The following is a 25,681-nucleotide window of genomic DNA, read 5'->3' as shown; positions in this document are numbered from 1 at the left end:
CATGTCGGTGATGATCGACGCGAACACCAAGGTCATCTGCCAGGGCTTCACCGGCAAGAACGGGACCTTCCACTCCGAGCAGGCCATCGCCTACGGGACGAAGATGGTCGGCGGCACCTCGCCCGGTAAGGGCGGCTCCACGCATCTCGGCCTGCCGGTGTTCGACACCGTGGCCCAGGCGCGCGAAGCCACGGGCGCCGACGCCTCCGTCGTCTACGTGCCGCCGCCCGGCGCAGCGGACGCGATCTGCGAAGCCATCGCGGCCGAGATCCCGCTGATCGTCTGCATCACCGAGGGCATTCCGGTGCTCGACATGGTGCGCGTGAAGCGGGCGCTGATCGGCTCCAAGTCGCGCCTCGTCGGCCCGAACTGCCCCGGTATCGTCACGGCGGGCGAGTCGAAGATCGGCATCATGCCGGCGAACATCTTCCGTCCCGGCTCGGTCGGCATCGTCTCGCGCTCCGGCACGTTGACCTACGAGGCGGTGTTCCAGACCACGACGGCGGGCCTCGGCCAGACGACGGCGGTCGGCATCGGCGGCGACCCGGTGAAGGGCACCGAATTCATCGACGTGCTCGAACTGTTCCTGGCCGACGACAAGACCGAGTCGATCGTCATGATCGGCGAGATCGGCGGCTCGGCTGAGGAAGAAGCGGCGCAGTTCCTGAAGGACGAAGCCAAGCGCGGCCGCAAGAAGCCGATGGTCGGCTTCATCGCCGGCCGCACGGCGCCGCCTGGCCGCCGCATGGGCCATGCCGGCGCGATCATCTCGGGCGGCAAGGGCGGCGCCGAGGATAAGATCGCGGCGATGGAGTCGGCAGGCATTCGTGTCTCCCCGTCTCCGGCGCGCCTCGGCTCGACGCTGGTCGAAGTCCTGAAGGGCTGACCGGCCCCGGCGGCCGTGGGCCGACGGGCACAATCAATCGGGTGAGGGGCGCGAGGGCGCCCTTCACCGCTTTCTGACACCGGCCCGGCCGGTGCCGCCGAGCGGGCGGGCTCCAGCCCCCGCCGCGAGCGACAGGATGGACGCACCATGGCACGCCAGGACGTGAACGAAGCGCTCCTCGAAACCTCGTTCCTGTACGGCGCGAACGCCGCCTACATCGAGGAATTGCAGGCCGCCTACGCGCGCAATCCGCACTCCGTCGATCCCGAGTGGCAGAGCTTCTTCAAGGCGCTCGGCGAAGACGAGACCCTGGTCGAGAAGAATGCAGCGGGCGCCTCGTGGGAGCGGCCGAACTGGCCGGTGCCGCTGAATGGCGAGTTGGTCTCGGCCATGGACGGCAATTGGGCCGCCCTCGAAAAGGCCGTCGGCGACAAGATCGTCGCCAAGGAGAAGAAGGGCGAAGCGCTTCCCGGCAAGCCGGTCGACGGCGCCGTCCCCGGCGGCGTGCTGGCCACGACCGGCGTCTCTGTCGAGCAGGCGACGAAGGATTCGGTGCGAGCGATCATGCTGATCCGCTCCTACCGCATGCGCGGCCACCTCCATGCCAAGCTCGACCCGCTGGGGCTGGCCCCGCGCGGCGACCACGAGGAATTGCACCCGCAGCATTATGGCTTCACCGAAGCCGACTACGACCGCCCGATCTTCCTCGACAACGTGCTCGGCCTGCAATTCGGGACGATCCGCGAGATCGTGGACATCCTAGAGCGCACTTACTGCCAGACGCTCGGCGTCGAGTTCATGCACATCTCCGATCCGGCCGAGAAGGCGTGGATCCAGGAGCGCATCGAGGGCAAGGACAAGGAAATCTCCTTCACCCCCGAAGGCCGCCGCGCGATCCTGAACAAGCTGATCGAGGCCGAGGGCTTCGAGAAGTTCCTCGACCTGAAGTACACCGGCACCAAGCGTTTCGGCCTCGACGGCGGAGAGGCGATGATTCCGGCCCTCGAGCAGATCATCAAGCGCGGGGGCGCCCTGGGCGTGCGCGAAATCGTGCTCGGCATGGCCCACCGTGGTCGTCTGAACACCCTCACCACCGTGATGGCCAAGCCCTTCCGGGCCGTGTTCCACGAGTTCAAGGGTGGCTCGTCCTCCCCGGCGGAGGTCGAAGGCTCGGGCGACGTGAAGTACCACCTCGGTGCCTCGTCCGACCGCTCTTTCGACGGCAACAACGTCCACCTGTCGCTGACCGCCAACCCGTCTCACTTGGAGATCGTGGATCCGGTGGTGCTAGGGAAGGTTCGCGCCAAGCAGGACCAGTGGGCCAAGCCGAACGTCGAGCGCCGCACCGTGCTGCCGCTGCTGATCCACGGCGACGCCGCCTTCGCCGGACAGGGCGTGGTGGCCGAGTGCCTGGGCCTCTCCGGCCTGAAGGGCCACCGCACCGGCGGCTCGGTGCACTTCATCATCAACAACCAGATCGGGTTCACCACCGATCCGCGCTTCTCGCGCTCCTCTCCCTACCCGTCCGACGTGGCGAAGATGGTCGAAGCGCCGATCTTCCATTGCTGCGGCGACGACCCGGAGGCCGTGACCTTCGCGGCCAAGATCGCGGTCGAGTACCGGCAGAAGTTCGGCAAGCCGGTCGTCATCGACATGCTGTGCTACCGCCGCTTCGGCCACAACGAAGGCGACGAGCCCGCCTTCACCCAGCCGAAGATGTACCAGCGGATCCGTAAGCATCCGACGGTGCTGGAGACCTACGCCCGCAAGCTCGTGGAGAACGGCACGCTCAGCCAGGAAGCGCTCGACGCCCGCAAGGCCGAGTTCCGGAGCATGCTGGACAGCGAGTTCGACATTGCCACCAACTACAAGGCCAACAAGGCCGACTGGCTGGACGGGCGCTGGTCGAACATGAAGGCCGTCCACGAGGATGTGGACGATCCGCGCCGCGGCCGCACCGCCGTACCCGCCGAGACGTTGCAGGAGATCGCCCGCAAGATCACGTCGGCGCCCCCCGGCTTCCACCTGCACCGCACGATCCAGCGCTTCATGGACAACCGCGCCAAGGCGGTCGAAACCGGCGCAGGCATCGATTGGGCGACGGCCGAGGCCCTGGCCTTCGGCGCGACGCTCCTCGACGGCAACCGGGTCCGCCTGTCGGGCCAGGATGTCGAGCGCGGCACCTTCTCGCAGCGCCACGCGGTGGTGATCGATCAGGAGAACGAGCAGCGCTTCACGCCGCTCAACAACATCCGCGACGGTCAGGCTCAGATCGAGATCATCAACTCGATGCTCTCGGAAGAGGCCGTGCTCGGCTTCGAATACGGCTACTCCCTGGCCGAGCCGAACGCCCTGACCCTGTGGGAAGCACAGTTCGGTGACTTCGCCAACGGCGCGCAGGTGGTGTTCGATCAGTTCATCGCGAGCGGAGAGCGCAAGTGGCTGCGCATGTCCGGTCTCGTGCTGCTGTTGCCGCACGGCTACGAGGGGCAGGGGCCGGAGCACTCCTCCGCTCGCCTGGAGCGGTATCTGCAGGCCTGCGCCGAGGACAACATCCAGGTCGCCAACTGCACGACGCCCGCGAACTACTTCCACATCCTGCGGCGCCAGCTGAAGCGCGACTTCCGCAAGCCGCTGATCCTGATGACGCCGAAGTCGCTGCTTCGCCACAAGCGCGCCGTCTCGACGCTGAACGACATCGCCGAGGGTTCGACCTTCCACCGTGTCCTCTGGGACGACGCGGAGAGCGAGGGCAGCGAGTACAAGCTCGTCCGCGACGACAAGGTCCGCCGCGTCGTGCTGTGTTCGGGCAAGGTCTATTACGACCTGCTGGAGGAGCGCGAGAAGCGCGGCATCACCGACGTGTACCTGATGCGCGTGGAACAGCTCTATCCGTTCCCGCTCAAGGCGCTGGCGCATGAGATGGCCCGCTTCCGCAACGCGGACGTGGTGTGGTGCCAGGAAGAGCCCAAGAACATGGGCGCGTGGTCCTTCGTCGAGCCCTATCTCGAATGGGTGCTGGGCCAGGCCAACTCCCCCGTGTCGCGCGCCCGCTATGTCGGCCGTCCGGCCTCCGCCTCCACGGCGGTGGGTTTGATGTCGAAGCACCAGGCGCAGCTTCAGGCGTTCCTCAACGAGGCGCTGGCCGTCTGAATTCCGTGACACTCCGGCGGTCGCAGCGCGCGGCCGCCGCACCATTCCAGGGTCCTTGTTCGGACCCGCCGACCTGACAGAGCGAGACCATGGCAACCGACATCCTCGTCCCGACGCTCGGGGAATCCGTGAGCGAGGCCACGATCGGCCGCTGGTTCAAGAAGCCCGGCGATACGGTGGCGGCCGACGAGCCGTTGCTGGAGCTCGAGACCGATAAGGTCACCCTCGAAGTGAACGCCCCCACTGCGGGCGAACTCGGCGAGATCCTCGTGAAGGACGGCGAGACCGTCGAGCCGGGCGCGATCCTCGGCTCGATCGTCGAGGGCTCTGGCGCCCCGAAGAAAGCCGAGCCGAAGGCTGCCGCGAAGGAGGCCCCGAAGGCCGCCGAGACCAAGGCCGAGAAGGCCCCCGAAGCCAATGCCGGCTACGGCAACCACGATGCGAGCGCCCCGGCGCAGCAGCGTCCGGTGGGCGATAACGGCCCTGCCGTCGCCAAGCTCGCCCGCGAATCCGGCGTGGACCCGTCGCAGGTTGGCGGCTCCGGCAAGGACGGCCGGGTGACCAAGGGCGACATGCTCGGTGCCATCGCCAAGGGCGCCAGTGCACCGGCTCCGGCCAAGGAGGCCCGCCCAACCATGCCGCGCGCTCCGTCCGCCCCGGACGATGCCTCCCGCGAGGAGCGCGTGCGGATGACGAAGCTCCGCCAGACCATCGCGCGCCGCCTGAAGGACGCGCAGGACACGGCGGCGATGCTGACGACGTTCAACGACGTCGACATGTCGGCCGTCATGGCGATGCGCAGCCAGTACAAGGACATCTTCGAGAAGAAGCACGGCACGAAGCTCGGCTTCATGGGCTTCTTCACCAAGGCGGTGATCGGCGCCCTGAAGGACGTTCCGGCGGTCAACGCCGAGATCGACGGGCAGGATCTCGTCTACAAGAACTATTACCACATCGGCATCGCCGTCGGGACCGATAAGGGCCTCGTCGTGCCGGTGGTCCGCGATGCCGACGACCTGTCTATTGCCGGGATCGAGAAGAAGATCTCCGGGTTCGGCAAGAAGGCTCGCGACGGCAAGCTCTCCATCGAAGAGATGCAGGGCGGCACCTTCACGATCACCAACGGCGGCATCTACGGTTCGCTGATGTCGACGCCGATCCTCAACGCGCCTCAGTCGGGCATCCTCGGGATGCACCGGATCGAGGAGCGGCCGGTCGTGCGCAACGGCAAGATCGAAGCCCGGCCGATGATGTACCTCGCCCTGTCCTACGATCACCGGATCGTGGACGGGAAGGAGGCCGTCACCTTCCTCGTACGGGTGAAGGAAGCTCTGGAGGATCCGGCACGCCTCGTGCTGGATCTCTGAGGATCCTGGTTCAATCAGTGAGGAGCGGAGACGTGAGCGGAGCATCCACCCCCGTCGCCGTCGTCACCGGCGGCAGCCGCGGCATCGGCCGCGCGGTGTCCCTGATGTTGGCGGAGCGCGGTTACGCGATCTGCCTCAGCTACGTTTCCGATGCCGGCTCAGCCCAGGCGGTGGTCGATGCGATCACCGCCAAGGGCGGCCGAGCGGTCGCAGTGCGTAGCGATGTCGGCGTCGAGGCGGATGTGCTGGCCCTTTTCGAGGCCGCCGACCGGCTCGGCCCTCTCAAGGCTCTCATCAACAATGCGGGCGTGGTCGATGTCGCAGCCCGCGTCTCCGACATGAGCGCCGAGCGGCTTCAGCGCATGATGACCACGAACGTCGTCGGCAGCTTCCTCTGTGCCCGCGAGGCGGTGCGACGCATGTCCACCAAGCAGGGTGGACAGGGCGGCTCGATCGTCAATCTGTCCTCGGTCGCGGCCCGCCTCGGCGGCCCTGGCCAATACGTCGATTACGCCGCCTCGAAGGGCGCCATCGACACCCTCACGACCGGCCTCTCCCGCGAGGTCGCGGCGGAAGGCATCCGTGTCAACGCCGTGTCACCGGGCATCATCGATACGGAGATCCATGCCAGCGGCGGTCAGCCCGACAGGGTGGCGCGCCTGGGGCCGGATCAGCCGATGGGCCGTGCCGGTACCGCCGAGGAGGTGGCGGCGCCGATCGTGTGGCTGCTCTCGGAAGAGGCCGCCTACATGACGGGCGCCAACCTTCTCGTCTCCGGCGGTCGCTGACCGCCCCCACTGTTCGCGAACACCCTCCGGCCCCGGGCCGGACCGAAGGAAACGAACCATCATGTCCTACGATCTCGTCGTCATCGGCACCGGCCCCGGCGGTTACGTCTGCGCGATCCGCGCGGCGCAGCTTGGCCTGAGGACCGCCGTCGTCGAGAAGCGCGCCACCCATGGCGGCACCTGCCTCAATGTCGGTTGCATTCCGTCGAAGGCCCTGCTCCACGCCTCCGAAGCCTTCGAGGAGGCGAGCAAGCATTTCCCCGATCTCGGCATCGATGTCGGCACGCCCAAGCTCGATCTGAAGAAGATGATGAGCTTCAAGGCCGAGGGCGTTGCGGGCAACACCAAGGGCGTCGAGTTCCTGCTGAAGAAGAACAAGGTCGATACGTTCCACGGAACCGGCCGCATCGCCGGGGCTGGCCGGGTCGAGGTGCTGTCCGAGGATGGCGGCAACCAGATGCTGGAGACGAAGAACATCGTCATCGCCACCGGCTCGGATGTGGCGAACCTGCCGGGCATCACCGTGGACGAGAAGGTCGTGGTTTCCTCGACCGGCGCTCTCGACCTCGACAAGGTTCCGAAGAAGCTCCTCGTGATCGGCGCAGGCGTGATCGGCCTCGAGCTCGGCTCGGTCTGGCGGCGCCTCGGCGCCGAGGTGACGGTGGTCGAATATCTCGACCGGATCCTGCCGGGCATGGACGGCGAGGTCGGCAAGCAGTTCCAGCGCATCCTGGCCAAGCAGGGCATGGAATTCCGGCTTTCCACGAAGGTGACCGGCGTCGAAGTCGGCAAGAAGGGCGCGACCGTCACGGTGCAGCCTGCCGCCGGTGGCGAGGGCGAGACCCTTCAGGCCGATGTCGTGCTCGTGTGCATCGGGCGCACCCCCTACACCGAGGGCCTGGGCCTGGAGACCGTCGGCGTCCAGAAGGACGAGAAGGGCCGCATCCACGTCGATTCGCATTTCGCGACCAACGTCACCGGCATCTACGCCATCGGCGACGTGATCGCCGGGCCGATGCTGGCCCACAAGGCCGAGGATGAGGGCGTTGCCGTCGCCGAAATCCTGGCCGGGCAGTCGGGCCACGTGAATTACGAGGTGATCCCGAACGTCGTCTACACCTTCCCGGAAGTGGCCTCAGTCGGCCGCACCGAGGAGGAGTTGAAGAAGGACGGCATCGCCTACAACGCGGGCAAGTTCCCCTTCACCGCCAATGGCCGCGCCAAGGCGAACGGCACCACGGACGGCTTCGTGAAGGTGCTGGCCGACGCGCAGAGCGACCGCGTGCTCGGTGTCCACATCGTCGGCGCGGATGCGGGCAACCTCATCGCCGAGGTCGCGGTGGCCATGGAGTTCGGCGCCTCCTCGGAAGACATCGCCCGCACCTGCCACGCTCACCCGACCCTCACCGAGGCGGTGAAGGAAGCGGCGCTCGCGGTAAGCAAGCGCGCCATCCACGTCTGAGGATCAGGCGCGCATCCTCGCCCGGGGATGGGCTGCCTCGTAGGCGCTCATCAGCCGGGCGGCATCGACCTGCGTGTAGAGCTGCGTCGTCGACAGCGACGCGTGGCCGAGCAATTCCTGGATTGCCCTCAGCTCGCCCTGACGAGCGAGCAGATGGGTCGCGAAGGAATGGCGCAGGGCGTGCGGCGTAGCCCCGTCAGGCAGGCCGAGCGCCCCCCGCAGACGGGCGACGGCGTATTGGATGATCCGCGGCGAGAGCGGACCGCCGCGTGCCCCGACGAAGAGCGGCCCTTCGGGCGGCAGGGGCAGGGGACAGGCGGCGAGGTAAGCGGCGATTGCCTCCGCGACCACTGGCAGGATCGGCACCATCCGCTCCTTGCCGCCCTTGCCGAGCACGGTGACTTGATCCGTCCCCGGAACCGGGGCGTCGATCTTGCGCAAGCCCAGAGCCTCCGAGATGCGAAGACCCGCCCCGTAGAGCAGGGCGAGCACCGCCGCATCGCGAGCCAGGACCCACGGCTCCCTGTCTTCCCCCGCGCGAATCCCCACATCCGTCAGCGCAACCGCCGCCGTGACGGGGAGAGGGCGCGGCAGGCGGCGAGGCACCTTCGGCGAGCGCACCGCCGCCAGCGCCGAGACCGCGCCATGCCCCTCCCGTTCGAGATGGCGGGCGAAGGAGCGCAGGCCCGCCAGCATGCGCATGAGGGAGCGCCCAGAAATCCCCTCGGCGCGGCGAACGGCCATGAAGGCACGGAGATCCCGCACCTTCAGCTCGGTCAGCATGGCGATGGTCGGCTCGCCCCGCCGACCTGCGAGATGGACGAGGAACTGCCGCAGGTCGCGCGCATAGGCCTCGACCGTGTTGGGGGACATCCGCCTCTCGCGAGCCAGGGCGTCGGTCCAGCCCTCGACCGCCGCGCGCAGGAGGGAATCCCCCGGCGGCAGCAGGGAGGCGGCGATGGCGGCAAGGTCGGGCTCGGAGCGCATGGCGCCATCAGAGCGCGAGCACGTTAACGCCCCGCTTCAGCGCCTGTAATCCGCGTCCGTCACCTTCTCCAGCCAGACGACCGACGAGCCGTAGAAAGCCTCTTGCACCGTCACATGGCTCATCGACGCGGTCGCGCTCGCCCCATGCCAGTGCTTCTCACCGGGGTTGAACCACACCACGTCTCCAGGCCGGATCTCTTCGACAGGGCCCCCGAGCGTTTGCGCCCAGCCGACACCATCCGTAACAATCAGCGCCTGCCCGAGCGGATGCGTATGCCACGCCGTCCGGGCGCCGGGCGCGAATGTGACCCACGAACCGCACGCGCATGAAGAATCCGTCGGCCCGAAGAGCGGATCGATTTTCACGCTGCCCGTAAACCACTCGAGCGCCCCCTCCTGGCATGGCCGAGAGCCGCTACGTCTAATCTCCACGAGAGAACCTCCTGATTATAGAGCAGGATACTGGGAGGCATTCGTTTCGCGTCGAGGAGCGGCGCCGAAAAATAGCGACATATACAATATAAACTTTCGCGTTTTATGAGGTGATGTCGCTTTGACGCTCATCGTCTATAGCTTGGCGGCCGTCGCGGAGATCGCGGGCTGTTTCGCGTTCTGGGCATGGCTACGCCTCGGCCGGTCGGCCTTGTGGGCGGTTCCCGGTGTGGTGTCGCTCATCGCCTTCGCCACCCTCCTGACCCTCGTCGAGAGCGAGGCCGCCGGCCGCGCCTTCGCGGCCTATGGCGGCATCTACATCGCCGCCTCGCTCGCCTGGATGTGGGGGATGGAGGGCGTGCGCCCGGACCTTCGCGACGGTCTAGGCGCCTCGATCTGCCTTCTCGGCGTGGGCCTCATCCTGTTGGGCCGGACGCGCTGACCTCAGCCCCGGCCCATCCCGAAGAACTCCGGATTGGGCCGCAGGTCCGCCGCGCTGGCGAGACGGTTCGAGAGAGCGAAGAGGCCGGTGATGGAGGCCACGTCCCAGATCTCGTCTTCGCTGAGGCCCGCTTCCACCAAGGCCGCGTGATCGGCGGCGCCGACCGAGCCGGGATCCAGGGCGAGCTTCACCGCGAAATCGAGCATCGCCTTCTGCCGTGGCGTGATCGCGGCCTTGGCGTAGTTCGTGGCGACCTCGTCCGCGAGCAGCGGATCCTTCGCCCGGATCCGCAGGATCGCCCCATGGGCGACCACACAATAGAGGCAACGATTGGCGGCGCTCGTCGCCACCACGATCATCTCGCGCTCCGCCTTGGTGAGGCCACCGGCTCGTTCCATCAGAGCATCGTGATAGGCAAAGAAGGCGCGAAACTCTTCAGGCCTGTGGGCCAGCGCCAGGAAGACGTTCGGCACGAAACCCGCCTTCTCCTGAACCTGTTCGATCCGCGCACGCAGATCGTCGGGCATGTCGGCGAGCGTGGGCACCGGAAAACGGCTGATCGGATCCTGGCGATGCATCGGCGTCCTCGTCTGGCTCGGGCGCGGCCTTCGCGGTACGAAACCGGGCCGGCTTTCGTCCTGATATCGGGCTCAAGGGCCCTCAAGCGAGCACCATGAGCAGCACCATGAAGTCCGGTCCGAATGCGACGGTGCGGATCCTCGGAATCGATCCCGGCCTGCGCCGTACCGGCTGGGGGCTGATCACCGCCCGGGGAACGAGCCTGACTTACCACGATTGTGGCGTCGTCACCTCCGACGGCGAGTTGCCGCTGGCGCTGCGCCTGCGCGAATTGTTCGAGGGCCTCACCCGGATCTGCGAGGCGCTGCAGCCCGACGAGGTCGCCGTGGAGGAAACCTTCGTCAACAAGGACGCGCAGGCGACGCTCAAGCTCGGCCATGCCCGCGCCGTCGCGCTTTTGGTCCCCGCGCTCGCGCGGAAGCCTGTATTCGAATACGCCGCCAACCTGATCAAGAAGACCGTGGCGGGCTCCGGCCACGCCGACAAGACGCAGATCCAGGCCATGGTGCGCTTCCTGCTGCCCAAGGCGGAATTCCGGGTGGCGGACGCCGCCGACGCGCTGGCCATCGCCGTGACCCATGCAAGTCACCGCGAGTCCCACGCTCTCAAAGCGAAGCACCTGACGGGCCGGGCCCCGCGCACCCTCTCGGGCGTGGCGCAGGCTGGCCAGACGCTGGAAGGGAAGGGCTACTCAGCCGCCGCCGCGGCCCGGATTGAGGCCGCGCTGGCGAAGGTGCGCTGATAGTGATGAGGTTGGGATCTTGGTGGGGGAAGTAGGACTCGAACCTACGAAGCTTACGCAGCGGATTTACAGTCCGCCCCCTTTGCCGCTCGGGACATTCCCCCAAGGTCGGTGACGCCCGCTGGGCGTCCCGCGCCGCCCTTATGATCAGGGGGTGGCTCCGTGTCAACGCTTCTCGCGCGCAACCTGCGCCGTTCTTTTCGAGCCCTCTGAAAACGGTGAGAACACCTCGCTTTGGCACGAAGGCCTACAGCAGCGGGATCACGGTGGAAGGTTGTGCGCGATCCGAAGATCGATTCACAGTAGCGACCACGCCCTACATACAGTCCTTATGGAAATGCATCCTATCTACTCTCAGGTCCACCAAACCTCTACTAAGGGCCCAGCTAGGCTTGCGGAACAAGTCACGAAAAACGATCATATCTTGTTTTAGTTTTTCGCTTGGTTCGTCTGATCGTATTGAATCATACGCAGTCTGCTTCGAAATACGTCAGTAGTGGGAATATTGCGTATAACCGTATTCTTTGTGCAGAAATCTCTTCGCGAATTCCGAAGTCTCACCTATGTATGAGCCGTGCGAATTCACAGCCTGCTCGAAGATCTCCTGATCGTGATCTGTGTCGGAAGCCTTTTGGGCGGCGTGGTTCTCGCCGCATTGTCCCTGAGGGACCGTGAGCGTGCGTACTTGTTCGAACGCTGGAGCGGGATCTGCCTCGTCCTCGGCCTCTGTCTTCTGGGCGTAAGCTTGCGCCTCGCGCGGTGAAGCGTCTGATTGTGGAACGCCATCGCGATGCGACATGTTGTCGGTGCGTTGCGCTTCACTAGACGCAGCGCAGACGGAGCAGACCTATGAGCCTACTCGGCAACATCGTCAGCAAGATCCTCCACCCGTTCGGTGGCGGAGAGGCAGAGGCGGCGTCATCGGCGACGACGTCCAGCTCGAGCCAGACCAGCACGCCAGCCCCCACCGGCAGCGCGGGTGGCAGCGGCGAGCCTGTGGATGTCGAGGCGGTGCTGACCGGGCTCGCCGAAAAGAACCCGCAGAAGCTCGATTGGCGCCACTCCATCGTGGACCTGATGAAGCTCCTGAACCTCGATTCGGGTCTCGCCTCGCGTAAGCAGCTCGCCGACGAGTTGCACTACACGGGCGACAAGGAGGATTCCGCCTCTATGAACATCTGGCTGCACAAGCAGGTGATGCAGAAGCTGGCCGAGAACGGCGGCAAGGTTCCGGACGACCTGAAGCACTAGTTTTGAAAGCCCTCCCTTGATCCTTGGATCAGTGGAGGGCGCCTCCACTCAGCGTCCTGTGCGGACCCGTGTCCAGAGCCGGGTGATGAAGCGCTGCGTGCGCTCATCCCAGGCGGTGTTCACCGAGAGGCGCTGCATCGTCGCCTCGTCGGGGTAGATGCCCGGATTGTTCAGGATTTCGGGCTTCACGAAGGCCTTCGCAGCGAGGTTGCCGCTGGCATAGGACACGAAGTTCGTGTTCGCCGCCGCCACATCCGGCCGCATCATGTAGTCGAGGAAAGCCAGCGCTTCCTCCGGATGCGGGGCGTCCTTCGGAATGGCGAAGGAATCGAACCACATCAGCGATCCCTCCTTGGGGACCACATAGGTGACGTCGATGCCGTTATTGGCCTCGTCGGCCCGCTTCTTCGCCTGAAGCACATCGCCCGAATAGCCGACCGCCATACAGATGTCGCCATTGGCCAGCGCCTGGATATACTCCGACGAGTGAAACTTCCGTACGCTGCCACGCACCTTGTAGAGGGCGTCGGTGACGAGGGTCATGTCGTCCCAGCGCTTGCTGTCGGCCTTAGCGCCGAAGAAGGGCAGCATGCTTGGGATGAGATCTTCGGGGCTGTCCAGCATCATCAGCCCGCATTCCTTCAGCTTGGCGGCCGAGGACGGGTTGAGCACGACGCTCCAGGAGTTGATCGGCACGTTGGGGCCGAGCTTCTCCTTCACCAGCGCGGCGTTGTAGCCGATGCCCGTGGTACCCCACATGTAGTCGATGGCGTAGACGTTGCCGGGATCGTAGCCCGCCAGCCGGGACGTGATGTCCGGCCAAAGATTGCCGAGGTTCTTCAGCTTCGCCTTGTCGAGCGGCCGGAACGCTCCGGCCCGGATCAGACGCTGGAGATACGGCCCCGAGGGTACGACGATATCGTAGCCCGAGCGCCCGGCGAGCAGCCGCGTCTCCAGGATCTCGTTGTTGTCGTAGGTGTCGTAGACGACCTTGATGCCCGTCTCCCGCGTGAAGGCATCGAGCACCTGCGGGTCGATATAGTCCGACCAGTTGTAGATGTTGACGACCTTCTCGGTCGCCGGGCGCGCGGCTCCGGCGAACAGGGCGGTGCCGAGCGCCGCCACGAGGCAGGCGCCGAGGGCGGCAGCGAGCCGCCCCCGTCCCGGGAGACGGAGCGCCACGTTCAGGCCGTCCGAGCGGCGACGACGACGATCTCGACGAGGTATTCCGGCGCGGCGAGCTTAGCCTCCACCGTGGCGCGGGCCGGGGGGTTTTCCTTGGAGACCCAGGCGTCCCAGGCGGCGTTCATCTCGGAGAAGGTTGCAATGTCGGCGAGGTAGATCGTCGTGGAGAGAAGATGCTCCTTGTCGGTGCCCGCTGCCGCCAGCAGCCGGTCGATCTGGTCGAGGATGTTCTGGGTCTGCGCCGTGACACCCATGCCCACGGGCTCATCGGCCACTTGGCCCGCGAGGTAGACGGTGTCGCCGTACACCACACCCTGGGACATCCGCGCCCCGGGCTCGATCCGCCTGATGGCCATGTGCTTGAACTCCGTCCGTTCCACTTGATCCGCCCGAGCAACGAGCCCGGCGGCGCCGTATCTGCCGCCGAGGACAGGTCGGCGTAAAGGGCATTGGCGCTCAACAGTGTCGCAGACGGGAACCACCAAAAAAATCGGTGTCTCGATGATGGGATGCGGCAACCCGTTCCAAAATCCAAACGTTTGGAGGGCGTCAGTAGCCCAATGCGGGGAGAAACATGGGCATTCTTGGGACCATCATCATCGGCTTCCTGGCCGGCGTGATCGCAAAGTTCATCATGCCCGGTCCGAATGAGCCTGCGGGCTTCATCTTGACCACCATTCTGGGCATCGTCGGCGCCTTCGTCGCAACCTTCATCGGTCAGGCGGTCGGTTGGTACGGGCCGAATCAAGGTGCGGGCTTCATCGGCGCCATCGTCGGCGCAGTGATCGTGCTCGCCATCTACGGCTTCGTCGCCAGCCGCCGTACCACGACCTACTAAGACGCTCGCCGCAGCGGGCTTGAAGTGAAGGGGGCCCCCAAACGGGCGCCCCCTTTTTTCGTGCCTAGAATTCGTTCGCCGCTGCCTTCAGGGCGCAGTGGCCGGTGGCGCCGCGCATGGCGAGGCCCACACCGACCACCAGAGCCGCGAGGCTCAGCCACTTGTTCGGACGCGGCTGCGCCGCCGCAGCCGCGATGCCGAGGCCCAGCGCCACCGAGACAGCCCGCTCCGTAGTGGTCAGGTTCGGCTCGCCGCTGAAGATGTCGTGAATCATGTCGTTGGCCATCAGGCTCCTCCGCTTCCGGGTCGCGGGTCGAACGCGGAGGCAGCCCCGGCGTTCCTTGCGGTGCGGTGTTGGCATGCCCGCAAAAAAGAAGCGCGGCCCTGGGGGGACCGCGCTCCGTCGTCACGTCAATTCGTGATGGTGAAGGCGATCACTCGCCCGCGTCGCGGCGGCGCTCGCCCCGGTGACGGCCACCCTCGCGGCCCTCGCGGGGCTCACGCGGCTCGTCGCCACGCTCGGACCGCTCGGCGTCGCGCTGCGCCTTGATCTTGTCGGTGATGTCCTCGCCGGTCTGCTGATCGACGACCTTCATCGACAGGCGGATCTTGCCGCGATCGTCCTGACCAAGGAACTTCACCTTCACCTTGTCGCCTTCCTTGACGACATCCGTCACCTTGGCGACGCGGTTGGCAGCGAGCTCCGAGATGTGGACGAGGCCGTCCTTGGCGCCGAAGAAGTTCACGAAGGCGCCGAACTCCATGCACTTCACGATGGTGCCATCGTAGATCGTGCCGGCCTCGGGCTCCGCGACGATCGAGCGGATCCAGTTATAGGCCGCCTTGATCGCCTTGCCGTCGGACGAGGCGATCTTCACGACGCCCGTATCCTCGATGTTGATCTTGGCGCCGGTCTTCTCGACGATCTCGCGGATCACCTTGCCGCCGGTGCCGATCACGTCGCGGATCTTGTCGGTCGGGATCTGCATGGTCTCGATGCGCGGCGCGTACTCGCCGAGCTCCGGACGGGCAGCGGTGAGGGCATTCGCCATCTCGCCGAGAATGTGGGCGCGCCCGTCCTTGGCCTGATCGAGGGCGACCCGCATGATCTCTTCGGTGATGCCCGCGATCTTGATGTCCATCTGGAGCGAGGTGATGCCCTCGTCCGTACCGGCCACCTTGAAGTCCATGTCGCCGAGGTGATCCTCGTCGCCGAGGATGTCGGACAGGACCGCGAAGCGCTCACCTTCGAGGATGAGGCCCATGGCGATGCCCGCCACCGGACGGCGCAGCGGCACGCCCGCATCCATCAGCGACAGCGAACCGCCGCAGACCGAAGCCATGGAGGACGAACCGTTCGACTCGGTGATCTCGGACACGACGCGGATCGTGTACGGGAACTCGTGAGCCGGCGGCAGAACCGGACGGATCGCGCGCCAGGCGAGCTTGCCGTGGCCGATCTCGCGGCGGCCCGGAGAGCCCATGCGGCCGGTCTCACCCACCGAATAGGGAGGGAAGTTGTAGTGAAGCAGGAAGCGCTCCTTGTAGGTGCCTTCCAGCGCGTCGATGAACTGCTCGTCCTCACCGGTGCCGAGGGTGGCGACCACGAGGGCCTGCGTCTCACCGCGGGTGAAGAGCGAGGAGCCGTGGGCGCGGGGCAGCACGCCGACCTCGGAGAGGATCGGGCGAACGGTCTTCACGTCGCGGCCGTCGATGCGCGAGCCGGTGTCGAGGATGTTCCAGCGAACCACCTTCGACTGGGCCTCCTTGAAGGCGGCCTTGACCTTCTCGGCCGGGAACTTCTCGCCACCCTCGGGGCAGAGAGCGGCCATCACCTTCGCCTTCACGGCGTCGACGGCAGCGTAACGCTCCTGCTTGACGGTCTTGGTGTAGGCGGCGCGGAGTTCGGCCTCACACACCTCGAGCACGGCCTTCTCGACGTCGGCGTTCTCCGGCGGGGAGAAATCGCGCGGCTCCTTGGCGGCCTTCTCAGCGAGGCGGATGATCGCCTCGATGACCGGCTGGAAGTGCTTGTGGCCGAACATCACGGCGCCGAGCATCACGTCTTCCGAGAGCTCCTTGGCCTCGGACTCGACCATCAGCACGGCGTCCTGGGTGCCGGCGACGACGAGGTCGAGAGAGGATTCTTCCTTGGTCTCGGTGACGAGCGGGTTCAGCTTGTAGCCGCCGTTGACATAGCCCACGCGCGCCGCGCCGATCGGGCCCATGAACGGCACGCCGGACAGCGTCAGGGCCGCGGAGGCCGCGACCATGGCGACGATGTCGGGATCGTTCTCGAGGTCGTGGGTCAACACGGTGACCGTGACCTGGGTATCGTTGCGCCAGCCATCGACGAAGAGGGGGCGGATCGGACGGTCGATCAGACGGGAGACCAGGGTCTCCTTCTCGGAGGGACGACCCTCGCGCTTGAAGTAGCCGCCCGGGATGCGGCCGGCGGCATAGGCGCGCTCTTGGTAGTTCACGGTGAGCGGGAGGAAGTCGATCCCGGCCTTGGGCTCCTTGGCGCCCACGACGCAGGCGAGCACCGAGGTCTCGCCATAGGTGGCGACAACGGCGCCGTCGGCCTGCCGGGCCACCTTGCCCGTCTCCAGGACGAGCTTGCGGTCGCCCCAAATCAGCTCTTCGCGTTGAACGTCGAACATATTCTTATCCTTGCCTTCATGCGGCGGGCACGAAACCCGGCACGGCGGGGGCAAGACGACAGGGCGCTTCACGAAGCGCCCTGCGATCCTGCCCCGACTTCATGCCTCGAAGCGGCCCGTGTGGCGTGCCCGAACCCCATGTCCGGACCTGCCGAAAGTGGAACGCGGCCCCGGAGCCCGGAGCCGCGTGAAATCGTCCGAGATTAGCGGCGGATGCCGAGCTTCTCGATGAGCGCGCGGTAGCGCGGCTCGTCCTTGCGCTTCAGGTAATCCAGAAGCGAACGGCGCTGGGAAACCAGCTTCAGGAGACCACGGCGGGAATGGTTATCCTTGCTGTGGGTCTTGAAGTGGCCGGTCAGGTTGGCGATCCGCTCGGAGAGGATGGCGACCTGCACCTCGGGGGAGCCGGTATCCTTCGCATCCTTGCGGTGCTGCTTGATGAGCGCGGTCTTGCGCTCTGCCGTGATCGACATCGCGTGCCTTTCGGGTGTTTCAGTACAGAAGAGCGCCCTAATAGAGCGCCGATGCCTGCGGAACGGCCTGTGCCGGGATGTCGTCCAGCACGGTCTGCCGAAAGCGGTTCAAGCCCCGCCCGCTACCGGGTCGAGGCCAGCGCGATCCATACACGAAACCAAGCCCGTTGCCACCCCCGGCGCGGGACTTGCCCCGGCGGCACCGCCACAGGCTTATGATCGCCGGATAAGGGGAAGACACGCGCATGACAGCACCGTCGGGGGCACCGGCCGCCTCTCCCCGAAGCCTGGAACGCGCGCTCACGGCACCGGGCCTCGTCTGCATCGGGCTCGGCGGCACGATCGGCGCGGGCATCTTCGTACTCACCGGAACGGCGGCGGCGAATTATGCGGGCCCCGCGCTGCTCCTGTCCTTCCTGATCGGCGGACTGGTCAGCGGCCTCGTGGGTCTCTGCTACGCCGAATTGGCGGCCATGATCCCGGAGGCGGGGTCTACCTACGCCTACACCCGCGTGAGTTTCGGCTTGCTCCCGGCCTGGATCATCGGGTGGGATCTCGTTCTCGAATTCGCCTTCGCCGCCGCGACGGTGGCCGCCGGATGGTCCGGCTATGCGCAATCGCTGATGGCCGATTTCGGCTGGCGCCTTCCTCCGTTCCTCTCCGCTGCGCCGGGGGCGGGGGGTTACGTCGATCTGCCCGCCGTCATCGTGGTGCTGGGGCTGACGGTCCTGCTGACGCGCAACGTCCGCGAGGCCTCCGGCGTCAACGCCGCCTTGGTCGCCCTGAAGGTCGCGATCATCATCGCCTTCGTCGGCTTCGGCGCCATAGCGCGGAAGCCGGAGCTCTGGCACCCGTTCGTGCCGGCAAATACGGGTGAGTTCGGCCATTTCGGCGTGAGCGGTGTCTTCCGCGGGGCGGCCGTCGTGTTCTTCGCCTTCATCGGGTTCGAGACCGTCTCGACGGCGGTGGGCGAGTGCCGCGATCCGCAATCCGATGCGCCCAAGGGGGTGATCGGCTCGCTGCTCCTCAGTACGGTCCTCTACGTCGCCGTCGCCGCCGTGCTGACCGGCCTCGTGCCCTATCGCGATCTCAACGTGCCGGATCCGATCGCGAAGGCGGTCGACGTGATCGGCTTTCCCAGCTTCGCGATCATCGTCAAGATCGGTGCGCTGGTCGGGCTCACCACGTCTACGCTCACCGCCCTCTACGGCCAGGGGCGGATCTTCTACGCCATGGCCCGCGACGGGCTTTTGCCCCGCGCCTTCGCCCATGTCGATCCCGAGACCCATGCGCCCGCGCGCGGCCAACTCGTCATCGGTCTCGTCACCGCCGCTGTCGCGGGGTTGGTCCCCATCGACGTGTTGGGCGAACTCGTCAGCATCGGAACCCTATTCGCCTTCGGTCTGGTCTGCGCCAGTGTGCCGATCCTGCGCCGCCTGCAGCCGACGCGGCACCGACCGTTCCGGGTCCCGGCGGCCGATCTCGTCGCCGGGCTCGGCTTGCTCGCCTGCGCGGTGCTGATGGCCTCGCTGCCCCCTGAAACCTGGCTGCGTCTGGCCGCCTGGACCGGATTGGGCCTCGCGATCTTCTACGGCTATGGGCGCAAGCGGGCGCTCGACCTGTCGAGCCCTACCGCAGGGACAGCTTCGCCGCCGCCGCGAGATCCGACGCATCGGTGAGCCGCAACCCGCGGCGTTTGAGGTCGGCCAGCATCGCCCGATCCGGGAAGGGGCAATAGGGCAACACGTCCGCCATCCGCCCCTCGGGAATCGCATCCGTCGCGGCGATCGTGTCGAGCAACCTGTCGAGCATGGCCCGCCCGTGCTCATGCAACAGAATCGCCGCGCGAGTGGCCGTGACGTCGGCGGGCAGACGCACCGCCTCCTGATCGAGGATCGCGCCGGCATCGATGGCCGCCGCCAGCTTATGCAGGGTCATCCCGAACGTGTCCGGCCCCTCCGACAGAGCATGGATCGTCGGCACCGGGCCACGATGGCGCGGCAGCAGGCCCGGATGGCCGTTGATGCCGCCGAGCCGGGCCAGTGCGATGGTCGCGGGCTTCAGGATCTGGTCGAAATGGTAGGTCAGGATCAGATCGGGCGCGGCCTGGCGCAGGGCCTCAGCCATCTCCGGTCCGTTCACGTCGTCCACCTTCACTGCGCGGATGCCGAGGCGGCGGCAGAGGGTGGCGATGGGTGTCGTCTCGGGCTGGTCGGCGCTGCCTGCGGCCGCCTGGGTGAAGGGCGCCAGCGGCCGAAGCAGATCCGGCAGTCCGAAATTCACTGCGAGATAGGGCAGGATTCCCGTGCCGGAGCGGCCGAGATGACGGCGCAACTGCCCGGTCAACCCGCCGCTCGACGGCCGTTCGGCGTTGGACAGACCGACGAGGACGATCTCATGCCCCCTGTCCGCAATCAGCCGCCGCACGGTTCGGGCGTTCGGCAGGGCTTCGAGGACGAGGAGCGCGATCCGCAAAGCCGTTACCTCTGATTGAACTTGAAAGCCGACAGGCTGACCCGCCGCACCCATTCGGGCAACAGCAGCACGCCCCGCGCCAGGATGGCGAGGGGCAACGGGAAGGACACCACGTCCCGATCACGCTCCAGGCCCTTGGCGATGAGCGCCGCCGCCTTCTCAGCACTCATCTCCAGGGGGCGCCATCCCTTCAGATCGCTGCCCATCGGTGTCTTCACGTAGCCCGGCGTCACCACGCTGATGCGCACGCCGAGCGGCCAGACCTTCTGGCGCAGGGCGAGGCCATGAGCGACCAACGCCGCCTTGGCGCCGCTATAGGTCGGCGCGTCGGCGAGGGGTGCATAGGCCGCGAGCGATGACATGAGCGCGATCTGGCCCCGGCCTCGGGCAAGCATGAGGCTGAGCGTCGGCAGCATCACATTGAGCGAGCCGATGTAGTTGATGTCGGCCGTCTCGAAGGCGACCTCCTCGGTCTCGACCCGGCCTTCCTTGCCGCCGCCATTGATCGCCGCGTTGACCACCACGAGGTCAAGCGGCGATCGGGCGTCGACTTCGGTGATGAGTTGATGGATCGCCGCGCGGTCGCGGGTATCGCCGCGCGCCACCTCGGCCACGGCGCCCTTGGCGCGGCAATCCTGCGCCACCGATTCCAGGCGGGGCTCGTTGCGCGCCACGAGGATCAGCCGCACCTGCGGCCCGGCGTAATGGCGGGCGAGGGCGGCGCCGATGCCGCTCGACGCCCCGGTGATGAGGATCGTCCTCACCGCGCGCTGCCCGGCCTGCGGCTGGTGATTCCCGCCATGATGTCGTCGTCCCCTCTTCGGTGCGGCCCCGAGAACCGCCTCGCTTGACGCTGTCCCGGCGATATGGAAGTCCCCGCGCCGTCGCGGGCCTCGTAGAGTGCTCCCCGCCGGAGGGGAAGCCATTTCGGCCTGGACGGGTCAGGTGCTATGCCCGATGCCGCAGTGATCGGGCGGGACGGCTCGGTCGTCCGGCCTCGCCCGCCGCGCCTTTCGAGGCGCCATCTCCGCCGGTGAGAATGGCTCGGTTGTTCCGGATTGGATGAGTTTCGGATGGAAGGTGGCAAGCTCAAGCGCCTGTGGCCGCGGACGCTCTCGGACATCGAGATGCCCGGAGGCCGACAGGTGCGGCGCCTCGGCAGCGAGCCGGTGTCCCGGCGCGTCGGTCATGCCGACCGCTGGGACGAGGGCTTCCTGCGCCTGCCCGGCGCGCGGACACAGCGCCCCCTGAGTTCGATCGTGGATGGACTCGGCATCCATTACGACGCCACGGCCCCGAGCGAATTGGAGACGATGCTGCAGGAAGGCGGCTGGGAGGATGACGACATCCTCGCCCGCGCCGAGGCAGGCATCGCCCTCCTGCGCAAGGCGCGGCTCAGCCTCGACAACGATCCCCGTCGCGCCGACCTCGCCGCCCTGCTTGGCAACGCCGATGCCGCGCGACCCCTCGTCGTGATCATCGATCAGGCGCAACGCGACCCCACCATCGGCTTCGGCCTTGCCAGCGAGACCGGCTTCTCCACCATGCTCGCGGCCGCCGCCGCCGAGCACCCGAATGCCGACCGGGTGGTGGTGATGGACCCCGCCGCCAAGATGAATGCCGTCGGTCATCTCGACAGGGAGGCCGTCGAGGCGACCGGCGCCCGACTCATCGCTGAGCCGGTCGAGGCTTGGTCGGTGATCGAAGCCGCTTCACACCTCTACGTCGTCACGAGTCATATCGGCTTCGAGGCTTCGCTGGCCGGGCGGCCGGTCACCTGCTTCGGCGTGCCCTTCTATGCCGGGTGGGGCTTCACCGACGATCGGCTTGATCCCATCCGCCGGACGCGCAGCCGCTCGCCGGTCGAGGTCTTCGCGGCGGTCTACCTGATCTGCTCACGGTATTTCGAGCCCTATGGCGGCGAGAGCTGCCGATTCGAGGAAGCGGCGGCGATTCTTCGCCTGATCGTGGAGGAGCAGCGCGCCAACGCCGCCAGGACACTCTGCATCGGCTTTGCCGGGTGGAAGCGACGGTGGCTGTCGCGGGCCCTGGCCTCGCCGGGACAGAGGCCCGCCATCGCCGCGCCCCGCCACGCGCCGAAACCCGGCGAGATCGCCCGCTACGACCGCGTGGTCGCCTGGGCGAGCCGCGCGCCGGCGGATCTGACCGCGGCCTGCCGGGAGGCGAAAGTGCCGCTTCTGCGGATGGAGGACGGTTTCATCCGCTCCATCGGCCTCGGTGTCGCCCTGCGGCCCGGCGCGTCTCACGTCATCGATGCCACCGGCATCTATTACGACGCCACGGGGCCGAGCGATCTCGAAACGCTGCTGGAGGCGGGAGCCTTCCCCGCCGACGTGCTGGAGCGGGCACGGCGCCTCCGTGGGGCCGTCGTCGAGGCGAAGCTCAGCAAGTACAATGTCGGCGCCGCGCCGATGCCCGTCATGCCGCGACCGGGCAAGGTCGTGCTGGTGGCCGGTCAGGTGGAGAACGACGCCTCGATCCACCTGTGCCTTGCGACCGTCACCCGCAACGTCGATCTCCTCAAGCTCGCCCGCCAGCGCCACCCGGATGCAGTGATCGCGTTCAAGCCGCACCCCGATGTCGAAGCCGGGCTACGGCCGGGCCGTGTGCTGCCCGAAGAGCTGTCGTCGCTGGCCGATATCGTTCTGCGCGACGTGCCGGCCGCCGACGCCATCGCCGCCGCCGACCATGTCGAGACCATCTCGTCACTGATCGGCTTCGAAGCGTTGCTGCGAGGGCGGAGCGTCACGACCCACGGACTGCCGTTCTATGCCGGCTGGGGGCTCACCGAGAGCCCGGCCTGCCCCCGCCGTACGCGGCGCATCACTCTGGACGAGTTGGTCGCGGGGGCGCTCATCGTCTACCCGCACTATGTCGATCCGCGGACGGGCCTACCCAGCCCGCCCGAGGTCATCATCCAGCGCCTGTCGGAGGGCGACCCCGGCCTCACGCGGCGCGAGCCGACCGTGGAGGCCGCGATGAAACAGGTCTGGTCTCTGGCCTCGCGCCACCTGTTGCGGCGGCGCTGAGGGGCGAGGGCTCAGGCGTTCTGCAGGCTGAAGGCGTGCTCGGGCGCCACGGTGTCCTGCGGCGGGCCGTTGCGGCGGGCGCGGTTGCGCATTTCCAGCCACGCGCCCTCGGTGAGATCGAGCCGCGACGCGGTCGCCTGGACGGCGGCGGCGAGACCCTCCTTGCCGTAATAGACGCCGCGGATCTGGATATGCGCCACGATCGCCCGGACGAAGGCGTGCCAGAGCTCCGGACGCGGCGGCCGGGCCTCGGTCCAGAAACGGTCGAGGGGGCCTTGGAAGGTCATGCCCTCGATGTCGTAGACGGCCGTGCCGAGGGTCATCGTCGGTACGGCCACGCGCATCGACCACAAGCCGACCGTGCTGTTCACGGTGATGCAGCCCTGCGAGGCATCGAGCATGATCGCGAGGTTACCGCCATCCACGAAATCGACCCGGCCCGACACGCCGTGCTTGGCGGCGGAGCGGCGGACGATCCGCGCCCAGTTGCGCATCGCCGGATCAAGCGGATGGGCCTTGATGACGAGTCGCGAATTCGCCGGTGCGTTCTTGGCGAAGGAGGCGACCACGGCATGGATCGGCGCCTTGAAGTCGTAATACGGCGAATAGGCACGCAGTTGGAAGTCGTTCTCCATCTGCAAGGGCAGCACGTAATACGGTGTCTTGTCCGCCTTCAGCTTGGCGACGAAACGATCGACCCTCGGCGCAGTGAACTTAGCCTTCAGGATGTGCAGGCCCGTGCCGAGATAGACGAGCGCCGGATGATAGATCTGGTGAGAGCGGTAGAATGGGAACAGGAACCACAGCCAATTGCTGAACATGTGGTAGGCGATGTCCCACACGATCTGTGTCTTGAAGCTGTCCTTGAAACGCGGCTCCAGATCCGGCTCCGGCAGGTTCTCGGCCAGCGCCATCACCGCCTCGGGTTCACGGGGGAAACAGCTGTCCCCCGACATGCCGTCACGCTCCAGCGTGATCCAATCCGGCCGGAGATAGCCGAAATCGGTCACGGTCACGTTGAGGTTGCGGGCCTTCGCCGCCGCGATCGCAACCTTGTGGTAGAAACGCTGCTCGCCCAGAAGCATCAGGTCGGTGACGCCCTCGCGGTCGATCAGATCCGCAATGAAGGCGGGCCATTTCTCCCGGCGGCCCCGATAATTGATGGCGCCCGGGCGGCGCCAGAACAGCACGTCGCCGACGCAGAGGTTCACGCGCAGGCAGCGATGGCCCCGCGCCTCCAGTTCGTCCGCCGTATGAGCGAAGTAGGGCGTGATCGGCCCCTGAAGGAACAGGAAGACCTGCCGTCCACCCCGTCCCGCGCCGCGCGTGCCGGCAACGTCTTGCGGCGTGGAGGCGACAGGAGCGGGAGCGGGGATCGCTGTCATGAAAGCCATACCTTCCGAGCGTGCACCGTCGGAGCAGGGCCGACGCCCATCCGCGCCGAACGCCGCCGCGTTCTCGAGGCCTGTCCTGCCGTGGAAAAGGCGGCAGCATCATGGTCGCCCCTCGGCGTGACAGTGGGTTATGCCCACTCTGTTGCCGAGATGGCACGCAGCCCGGCACCGAAAGATGCGATCCTCGAACCGGCCTCAATTCACCGTTAAGCTGATGGCAGTCTTCCAGCCCCCTTATGGGGCGGCGGGCCGCTTCGACGGGCCCGGCACAGCGGATTTGTGAATGATGCGTTTGGGCAAGCTTGCCGTCTCGACAGCCTGCATCGCTACGGTGGCGATGTCGGGCTGCACGCTCCTGCCTGCGGCGGGACCGACGGCCCAGGCGATCCAGTCGGGAGCCGAGGTGGCGGGAACCGGCGGCGGCCTGCTCGCCCGCTACGAGATCATCGACGTCACCCCCGCCGTCATCGAGGCCCTGCGCGGGCGCCCCCTCGACAGCCTGCTCGCCTCCTTCGGCGATCACCGCCCCTCCGCCGAGCCGCTGATCGGGGTCGGCGACATGGTCGCCGTCTCGGTCTGGGAGGCCGGGTCCGGCGGCCTGTTCTCCGGCCCGCTCGTGGCCGACCGCTTCTCGGCGGGCTCCAAATCCGCGCTCATCCCCGAGCAGCCGGTGGGCCGCGACGGCGCGATCTCCGTTCCCTATGCCGGTCGCATCCAGGTTGCCGGGCGCAGGCCGCAGGACGTGCAGGCGCTGATCGAGAACGAACTGGCGGGCAAGGCCATCCAGCCGCAGGTGCTCGTCTCGGTCACCAAGCCGATCTCGCAAACCGTCACGGTGACCGGCGAAGCCGTGGCGGGCGCCCGCCTGCCGCTGTCGGGCCATGGCGACCGCCTGCTCGATGTGATCGCGAGCGCGGGCGGCGTGCGCTCGCCGGTGTCCGAGACCTTCGTGCGGCTGTCGCGCGGGCAGGTGACGGCCACGGTGCCGCTGACGACGGTGGTGTCGAACCCGAAGGAGAACATCTTCCTCCGGCCAAGCGACGTGCTGACGCTGGTGCGCGACCCGCAGACCTTCCTGGCGGTGGGCGCGCTCGGCAATGCGACGGAACTGCCGTTCCAGGCGGACGGCATCACCCTGGCGCAGGCGCTGGCCAAGGCGCGCGGCCTGTCGGACTTCCAGGCCGATCCGGCGGGCACCTTCATCTTCCGGTTCGAGCCGGCGCCCATCGTGCGCCGCCTCGCGCCGGGCTCGAAGCTGACGGGCACGCCGCTGGTGCCGGTGGTGTACCGGATCGACATGCGCGACCCGAACAGCCTGTTCACGGCGCAGGCGTTCCGGATGCGCAACCGCGATCTGCTCTACGTGTCGAACGCGCCGTTCACCGAGGTCCAGAAGGTGCTGGGCGTGTTCTCCACCCTCACGGGCCCTGTCGCCTCGGCGGCAGCCGTGTACAGCACCGCACGGTAGGAACGAGCTCACGAAAAAAGGGGCGCGGACCTGTCGGTCCGCGCCC

General features: G+C 67.1%; 24 protein-coding genes and 1 tRNA gene. 12 read left to right on the top strand and 13 right to left on the bottom strand.

Annotated features, from left to right (window positions below; all coding sequences use genetic code 11):
• The first annotated feature begins 1 nt into the window (after nucleotide 1).
• The 5 genes from sucD to lpdA all read left to right on the top strand — a co-directional run bounded on the left by sucD (nucleotide 2) and on the right by lpdA (nucleotide 7,656).
• The gene (gene sucD / locus J4O73_RS16695; RefSeq protein WP_426219098.1) at nucleotides 2-886 is read left to right on the top strand and encodes a succinate--CoA ligase subunit alpha; all 885 of its coding nucleotides are present in this window, start codon (nucleotides 2-4) and stop codon (nucleotides 884-886) included.
• 147 nt (nucleotides 887-1,033) lie between these two features.
• Nucleotides 1,034-4,039 (top strand): 2-oxoglutarate dehydrogenase E1 component, encoded by a 3,006-nt coding sequence (locus J4O73_RS16690; protein WP_426219096.1) that lies wholly within the window; start codon nucleotides 1,034-1,036, stop codon nucleotides 4,037-4,039.
• Between the two features lie 89 nt (nucleotides 4,040-4,128).
• The gene (gene odhB, locus J4O73_RS16685; RefSeq protein ID WP_426219094.1) at nucleotides 4,129-5,406 is read left to right on the top strand and encodes a 2-oxoglutarate dehydrogenase complex dihydrolipoyllysine-residue succinyltransferase; all 1,278 of its coding nucleotides are present in this window, start codon (nucleotides 4,129-4,131) and stop codon (nucleotides 5,404-5,406) included.
• Between the two features lie 32 nt (nucleotides 5,407-5,438).
• On the top strand, nucleotides 5,439-6,194 hold the full coding sequence (locus tag J4O73_RS16680; RefSeq protein ID WP_426219092.1) for an SDR family oxidoreductase: 756 nt from the start codon (nucleotides 5,439-5,441) through the stop codon (nucleotides 6,192-6,194).
• Nucleotides 6,195-6,255: 61 nt separating this feature from the next.
• A complete protein-coding gene (gene lpdA / locus J4O73_RS16675) occupies nucleotides 6,256-7,656 on the top strand; it encodes a dihydrolipoyl dehydrogenase (RefSeq protein WP_378974442.1) in 1,401 nt (466 codons plus the stop codon).
• Nucleotides 7,657-7,659: 3 nt separating this feature from the next.
• Here lpdA and J4O73_RS16670 read toward each other — a convergent pair whose 3' ends face one another.
• Nucleotides 7,660-8,643: a tyrosine recombinase XerC gene (locus J4O73_RS16670; protein WP_426219090.1), complete on the bottom strand. Its 984-nt coding sequence runs from the start codon at nucleotides 8,641-8,643 to the stop codon at nucleotides 7,660-7,662.
• Between the two features lie 36 nt (nucleotides 8,644-8,679).
• Nucleotides 8,680-9,075, bottom strand: a complete 396-nt coding sequence (locus J4O73_RS16665) for a (R)-mandelonitrile lyase (protein ID WP_426219088.1) — start codon at nucleotides 9,073-9,075, stop codon at nucleotides 8,680-8,682.
• Between the two features lie 121 nt (nucleotides 9,076-9,196).
• Here J4O73_RS16665 and J4O73_RS16660 point away from each other — a divergent pair, with 121 nt between their 5' ends.
• Nucleotides 9,197-9,517 (top strand): YnfA family protein, encoded by a 321-nt coding sequence (locus tag J4O73_RS16660; protein WP_426219087.1) that lies wholly within the window; start codon nucleotides 9,197-9,199, stop codon nucleotides 9,515-9,517.
• Between the two features lie 2 nt (nucleotides 9,518-9,519).
• On the opposite strand, the gene J4O73_RS16655 is transcribed toward J4O73_RS16660, so the two are convergent.
• On the bottom strand, nucleotides 9,520-10,095 hold the full coding sequence (locus J4O73_RS16655) for a peroxidase-related enzyme (RefSeq protein WP_426219086.1): 576 nt from the start codon (nucleotides 10,093-10,095) through the stop codon (nucleotides 9,520-9,522).
• Nucleotides 10,096-10,202: 107 nt separating this feature from the next.
• On the opposite strand from J4O73_RS16655, the gene ruvC reads away from it, so the two are divergent.
• Entirely contained in the window at nucleotides 10,203-10,838 is a 636-nt protein-coding gene (gene ruvC / locus J4O73_RS16650) for a crossover junction endodeoxyribonuclease RuvC (protein ID WP_426219396.1), read from the top strand.
• A gap of 20 nt (nucleotides 10,839-10,858) precedes the next feature.
• Here ruvC and J4O73_RS16645 read toward each other — a convergent pair.
• Nucleotides 10,859-10,942 (bottom strand) — tRNA-Tyr (locus tag J4O73_RS16645).
• A 386-nt stretch (nucleotides 10,943-11,328) separates the two neighbouring features.
• Nucleotides 11,329-11,637: a hypothetical protein gene (locus J4O73_RS16640; RefSeq protein ID WP_426219084.1), complete on the bottom strand. Its 309-nt coding sequence runs from the start codon at nucleotides 11,635-11,637 to the stop codon at nucleotides 11,329-11,331.
• Between the two features lie 50 nt (nucleotides 11,638-11,687).
• On the opposite strand from J4O73_RS16640, the gene J4O73_RS16635 reads away from it, so the two are divergent.
• Complete coding sequence (locus J4O73_RS16635; protein WP_426219082.1) at nucleotides 11,688-12,089, top strand: DUF3597 domain-containing protein; 402 nt, start codon at nucleotides 11,688-11,690, stop codon at nucleotides 12,087-12,089.
• Between the two features lie 48 nt (nucleotides 12,090-12,137).
• Here J4O73_RS16635 and J4O73_RS16630 read toward each other — a convergent pair whose 3' ends face one another.
• Together J4O73_RS16630 and J4O73_RS16625 are read right to left on the bottom strand one after the other, a co-directional pair.
• Entirely contained in the window at nucleotides 12,138-13,271 is a 1,134-nt protein-coding gene (locus J4O73_RS16630) for a polyamine ABC transporter substrate-binding protein (protein ID WP_426219080.1), read from the bottom strand.
• Nucleotides 13,272-13,273: 2 nt separating this feature from the next.
• Nucleotides 13,274-13,630, bottom strand: coding sequence for a RidA family protein (locus J4O73_RS16625; protein WP_426219078.1), 357 nt, complete (start codon nucleotides 13,628-13,630; stop codon nucleotides 13,274-13,276).
• A gap of 218 nt (nucleotides 13,631-13,848) precedes the next feature.
• Here J4O73_RS16625 and J4O73_RS16620 point away from each other — a divergent pair, with 218 nt between their 5' ends.
• On the top strand, nucleotides 13,849-14,112 hold the full coding sequence (locus tag J4O73_RS16620) for a GlsB/YeaQ/YmgE family stress response membrane protein (protein ID WP_426219077.1): 264 nt from the start codon (nucleotides 13,849-13,851) through the stop codon (nucleotides 14,110-14,112).
• Nucleotides 14,113-14,176: 64 nt separating this feature from the next.
• Here J4O73_RS16620 and J4O73_RS16615 read toward each other — a convergent pair whose 3' ends face one another.
• From J4O73_RS16615 to rpsO, 3 genes are all read right to left on the bottom strand, one after another.
• Complete coding sequence (locus J4O73_RS16615; RefSeq protein ID WP_378974419.1) at nucleotides 14,177-14,398, bottom strand: YgaP-like transmembrane domain; 222 nt, start codon at nucleotides 14,396-14,398, stop codon at nucleotides 14,177-14,179.
• Nucleotides 14,399-14,546: 148 nt separating this feature from the next.
• Nucleotides 14,547-16,775, bottom strand: coding sequence for a polyribonucleotide nucleotidyltransferase (gene pnp, locus J4O73_RS16610; protein WP_426219075.1), 2,229 nt, complete (start codon nucleotides 16,773-16,775; stop codon nucleotides 14,547-14,549).
• Nucleotides 16,776-16,978: 203 nt separating this feature from the next.
• Complete coding sequence (gene rpsO, locus J4O73_RS16605; RefSeq protein WP_426219073.1) at nucleotides 16,979-17,248, bottom strand: 30S ribosomal protein S15; 270 nt, start codon at nucleotides 17,246-17,248, stop codon at nucleotides 16,979-16,981.
• Between the two features lie 245 nt (nucleotides 17,249-17,493).
• Here rpsO and J4O73_RS16600 point away from each other — a divergent pair, with 245 nt between their 5' ends.
• Entirely contained in the window at nucleotides 17,494-18,927 is a 1,434-nt protein-coding gene (locus tag J4O73_RS16600) for an APC family permease (protein WP_426219071.1), read from the top strand.
• On the opposite strand, the gene J4O73_RS16595 is transcribed toward J4O73_RS16600, so the two are convergent.
• Nucleotides 18,878-19,777 carry a formyltransferase family protein gene (locus J4O73_RS16595; RefSeq protein WP_426219069.1) on the bottom strand — a complete coding sequence of 300 codons (900 nt, stop codon included), beginning with the start codon at nucleotides 19,775-19,777 and terminating at the stop codon, nucleotides 18,878-18,880. The genes J4O73_RS16600 and J4O73_RS16595 overlap by 50 nt on opposite strands.
• Nucleotides 19,729-20,487: an SDR family NAD(P)-dependent oxidoreductase gene (locus J4O73_RS16590; RefSeq protein ID WP_426219067.1), complete on the bottom strand. Its 759-nt coding sequence runs from the start codon at nucleotides 20,485-20,487 to the stop codon at nucleotides 19,729-19,731. Before J4O73_RS16590 ends, J4O73_RS16595 begins: the two co-directional genes overlap by 49 nt.
• A 309-nt stretch (nucleotides 20,488-20,796) precedes the next feature.
• Between J4O73_RS16590 and J4O73_RS16585 the strand changes: the two genes are divergently transcribed.
• Complete coding sequence (locus J4O73_RS16585; RefSeq protein ID WP_426219065.1) at nucleotides 20,797-22,773, top strand: capsular polysaccharide biosynthesis protein; 1,977 nt, start codon at nucleotides 20,797-20,799, stop codon at nucleotides 22,771-22,773.
• An 11-nt stretch (nucleotides 22,774-22,784) separates the two neighbouring features.
• Here the strand turns inward: J4O73_RS16585 and J4O73_RS16580 are convergent, their stop codons facing one another.
• Nucleotides 22,785-24,158: a capsule biosynthesis protein gene (locus tag J4O73_RS16580; protein WP_426219063.1), complete on the bottom strand. Its 1,374-nt coding sequence runs from the start codon at nucleotides 24,156-24,158 to the stop codon at nucleotides 22,785-22,787.
• A gap of 292 nt (nucleotides 24,159-24,450) precedes the next feature.
• On the opposite strand from J4O73_RS16580, the gene J4O73_RS16575 reads away from it, so the two are divergent.
• Nucleotides 24,451-25,635 (top strand): polysaccharide biosynthesis/export family protein, encoded by a 1,185-nt coding sequence (locus J4O73_RS16575; protein WP_426219061.1) that lies wholly within the window; start codon nucleotides 24,451-24,453, stop codon nucleotides 25,633-25,635.
• Nucleotides 25,636-25,681: the final 46 nt, after the last annotated feature.

Origin of the sequence: Methylobacterium sp. NFXW15 (assembly GCF_049887755.1) — a bacterium.
Classification (GTDB): domain Bacteria; phylum Pseudomonadota; class Alphaproteobacteria; order Rhizobiales; family Beijerinckiaceae; genus Methylobacterium.
The sequence above is the reverse complement of the archived record's forward strand: the minus strand, read 5'-3'. Positions and strand labels throughout refer to the sequence as shown.

What these genes read in the sequence shown, in the direction of transcription:
- J4O73_RS16625 (WP_426219078.1), bottom strand. Translation starts at nt 13,630, where the DNA reads ATGGCCATCAGGCGGATCGAGCCCGGGGCGCGGATGTCCCAGGGTGTG.
- J4O73_RS16640 (WP_426219084.1), bottom strand. Translation starts at nt 11,637, where the DNA reads ATGTCGCATCGCGATGGCGTTCCACAATCAGACGCTTCACCGCGCGAG.
- odhB (WP_426219094.1), top strand. Translation starts at nt 4,129, where the DNA reads ATGGCAACCGACATCCTCGTCCCGACGCTCGGGGAATCCGTGAGCGAG.
- ruvC (WP_426219396.1), top strand. Translation starts at nt 10,203, where the DNA reads ATGAAGTCCGGTCCGAATGCGACGGTGCGGATCCTCGGAATCGATCCC.
- J4O73_RS16595 (WP_426219069.1), bottom strand. Translation starts at nt 19,777, where the DNA reads ATGGGTGCGGCGGGTCAGCCTGTCGGCTTTCAAGTTCAATCAGAGGTA.
- pnp (WP_426219075.1), bottom strand. Translation starts at nt 16,775, where the DNA reads ATGTTCGACGTTCAACGCGAAGAGCTGATTTGGGGCGACCGCAAGCTC.
- sucD (WP_426219098.1), top strand. Translation starts at nt 2, where the DNA reads ATGTCGGTGATGATCGACGCGAACACCAAGGTCATCTGCCAGGGCTTC.
- rpsO (WP_426219073.1), bottom strand. Translation starts at nt 17,248, where the DNA reads ATGTCGATCACGGCAGAGCGCAAGACCGCGCTCATCAAGCAGCACCGC.
- J4O73_RS16575 (WP_426219061.1), top strand. Translation starts at nt 24,451, where the DNA reads ATGATGCGTTTGGGCAAGCTTGCCGTCTCGACAGCCTGCATCGCTACG.
- J4O73_RS16635 (WP_426219082.1), top strand. Translation starts at nt 11,688, where the DNA reads ATGAGCCTACTCGGCAACATCGTCAGCAAGATCCTCCACCCGTTCGGT.
- J4O73_RS16655 (WP_426219086.1), bottom strand. Translation starts at nt 10,095, where the DNA reads ATGCATCGCCAGGATCCGATCAGCCGTTTTCCGGTGCCCACGCTCGCC.
- J4O73_RS16585 (WP_426219065.1), top strand. Translation starts at nt 20,797, where the DNA reads ATGGAAGGTGGCAAGCTCAAGCGCCTGTGGCCGCGGACGCTCTCGGAC.
- J4O73_RS16615 (WP_378974419.1), bottom strand. Translation starts at nt 14,398, where the DNA reads ATGGCCAACGACATGATTCACGACATCTTCAGCGGCGAGCCGAACCTG.
- lpdA (WP_378974442.1), top strand. Translation starts at nt 6,256, where the DNA reads ATGTCCTACGATCTCGTCGTCATCGGCACCGGCCCCGGCGGTTACGTC.
- J4O73_RS16580 (WP_426219063.1), bottom strand. Translation starts at nt 24,158, where the DNA reads ATGACAGCGATCCCCGCTCCCGCTCCTGTCGCCTCCACGCCGCAAGAC.
- J4O73_RS16620 (WP_426219077.1), top strand. Translation starts at nt 13,849, where the DNA reads ATGGGCATTCTTGGGACCATCATCATCGGCTTCCTGGCCGGCGTGATC.
- J4O73_RS16690 (WP_426219096.1), top strand. Translation starts at nt 1,034, where the DNA reads ATGGCACGCCAGGACGTGAACGAAGCGCTCCTCGAAACCTCGTTCCTG.
- J4O73_RS16670 (WP_426219090.1), bottom strand. Translation starts at nt 8,643, where the DNA reads ATGCGCTCCGAGCCCGACCTTGCCGCCATCGCCGCCTCCCTGCTGCCG.
- J4O73_RS16600 (WP_426219071.1), top strand. Translation starts at nt 17,494, where the DNA reads ATGACAGCACCGTCGGGGGCACCGGCCGCCTCTCCCCGAAGCCTGGAA.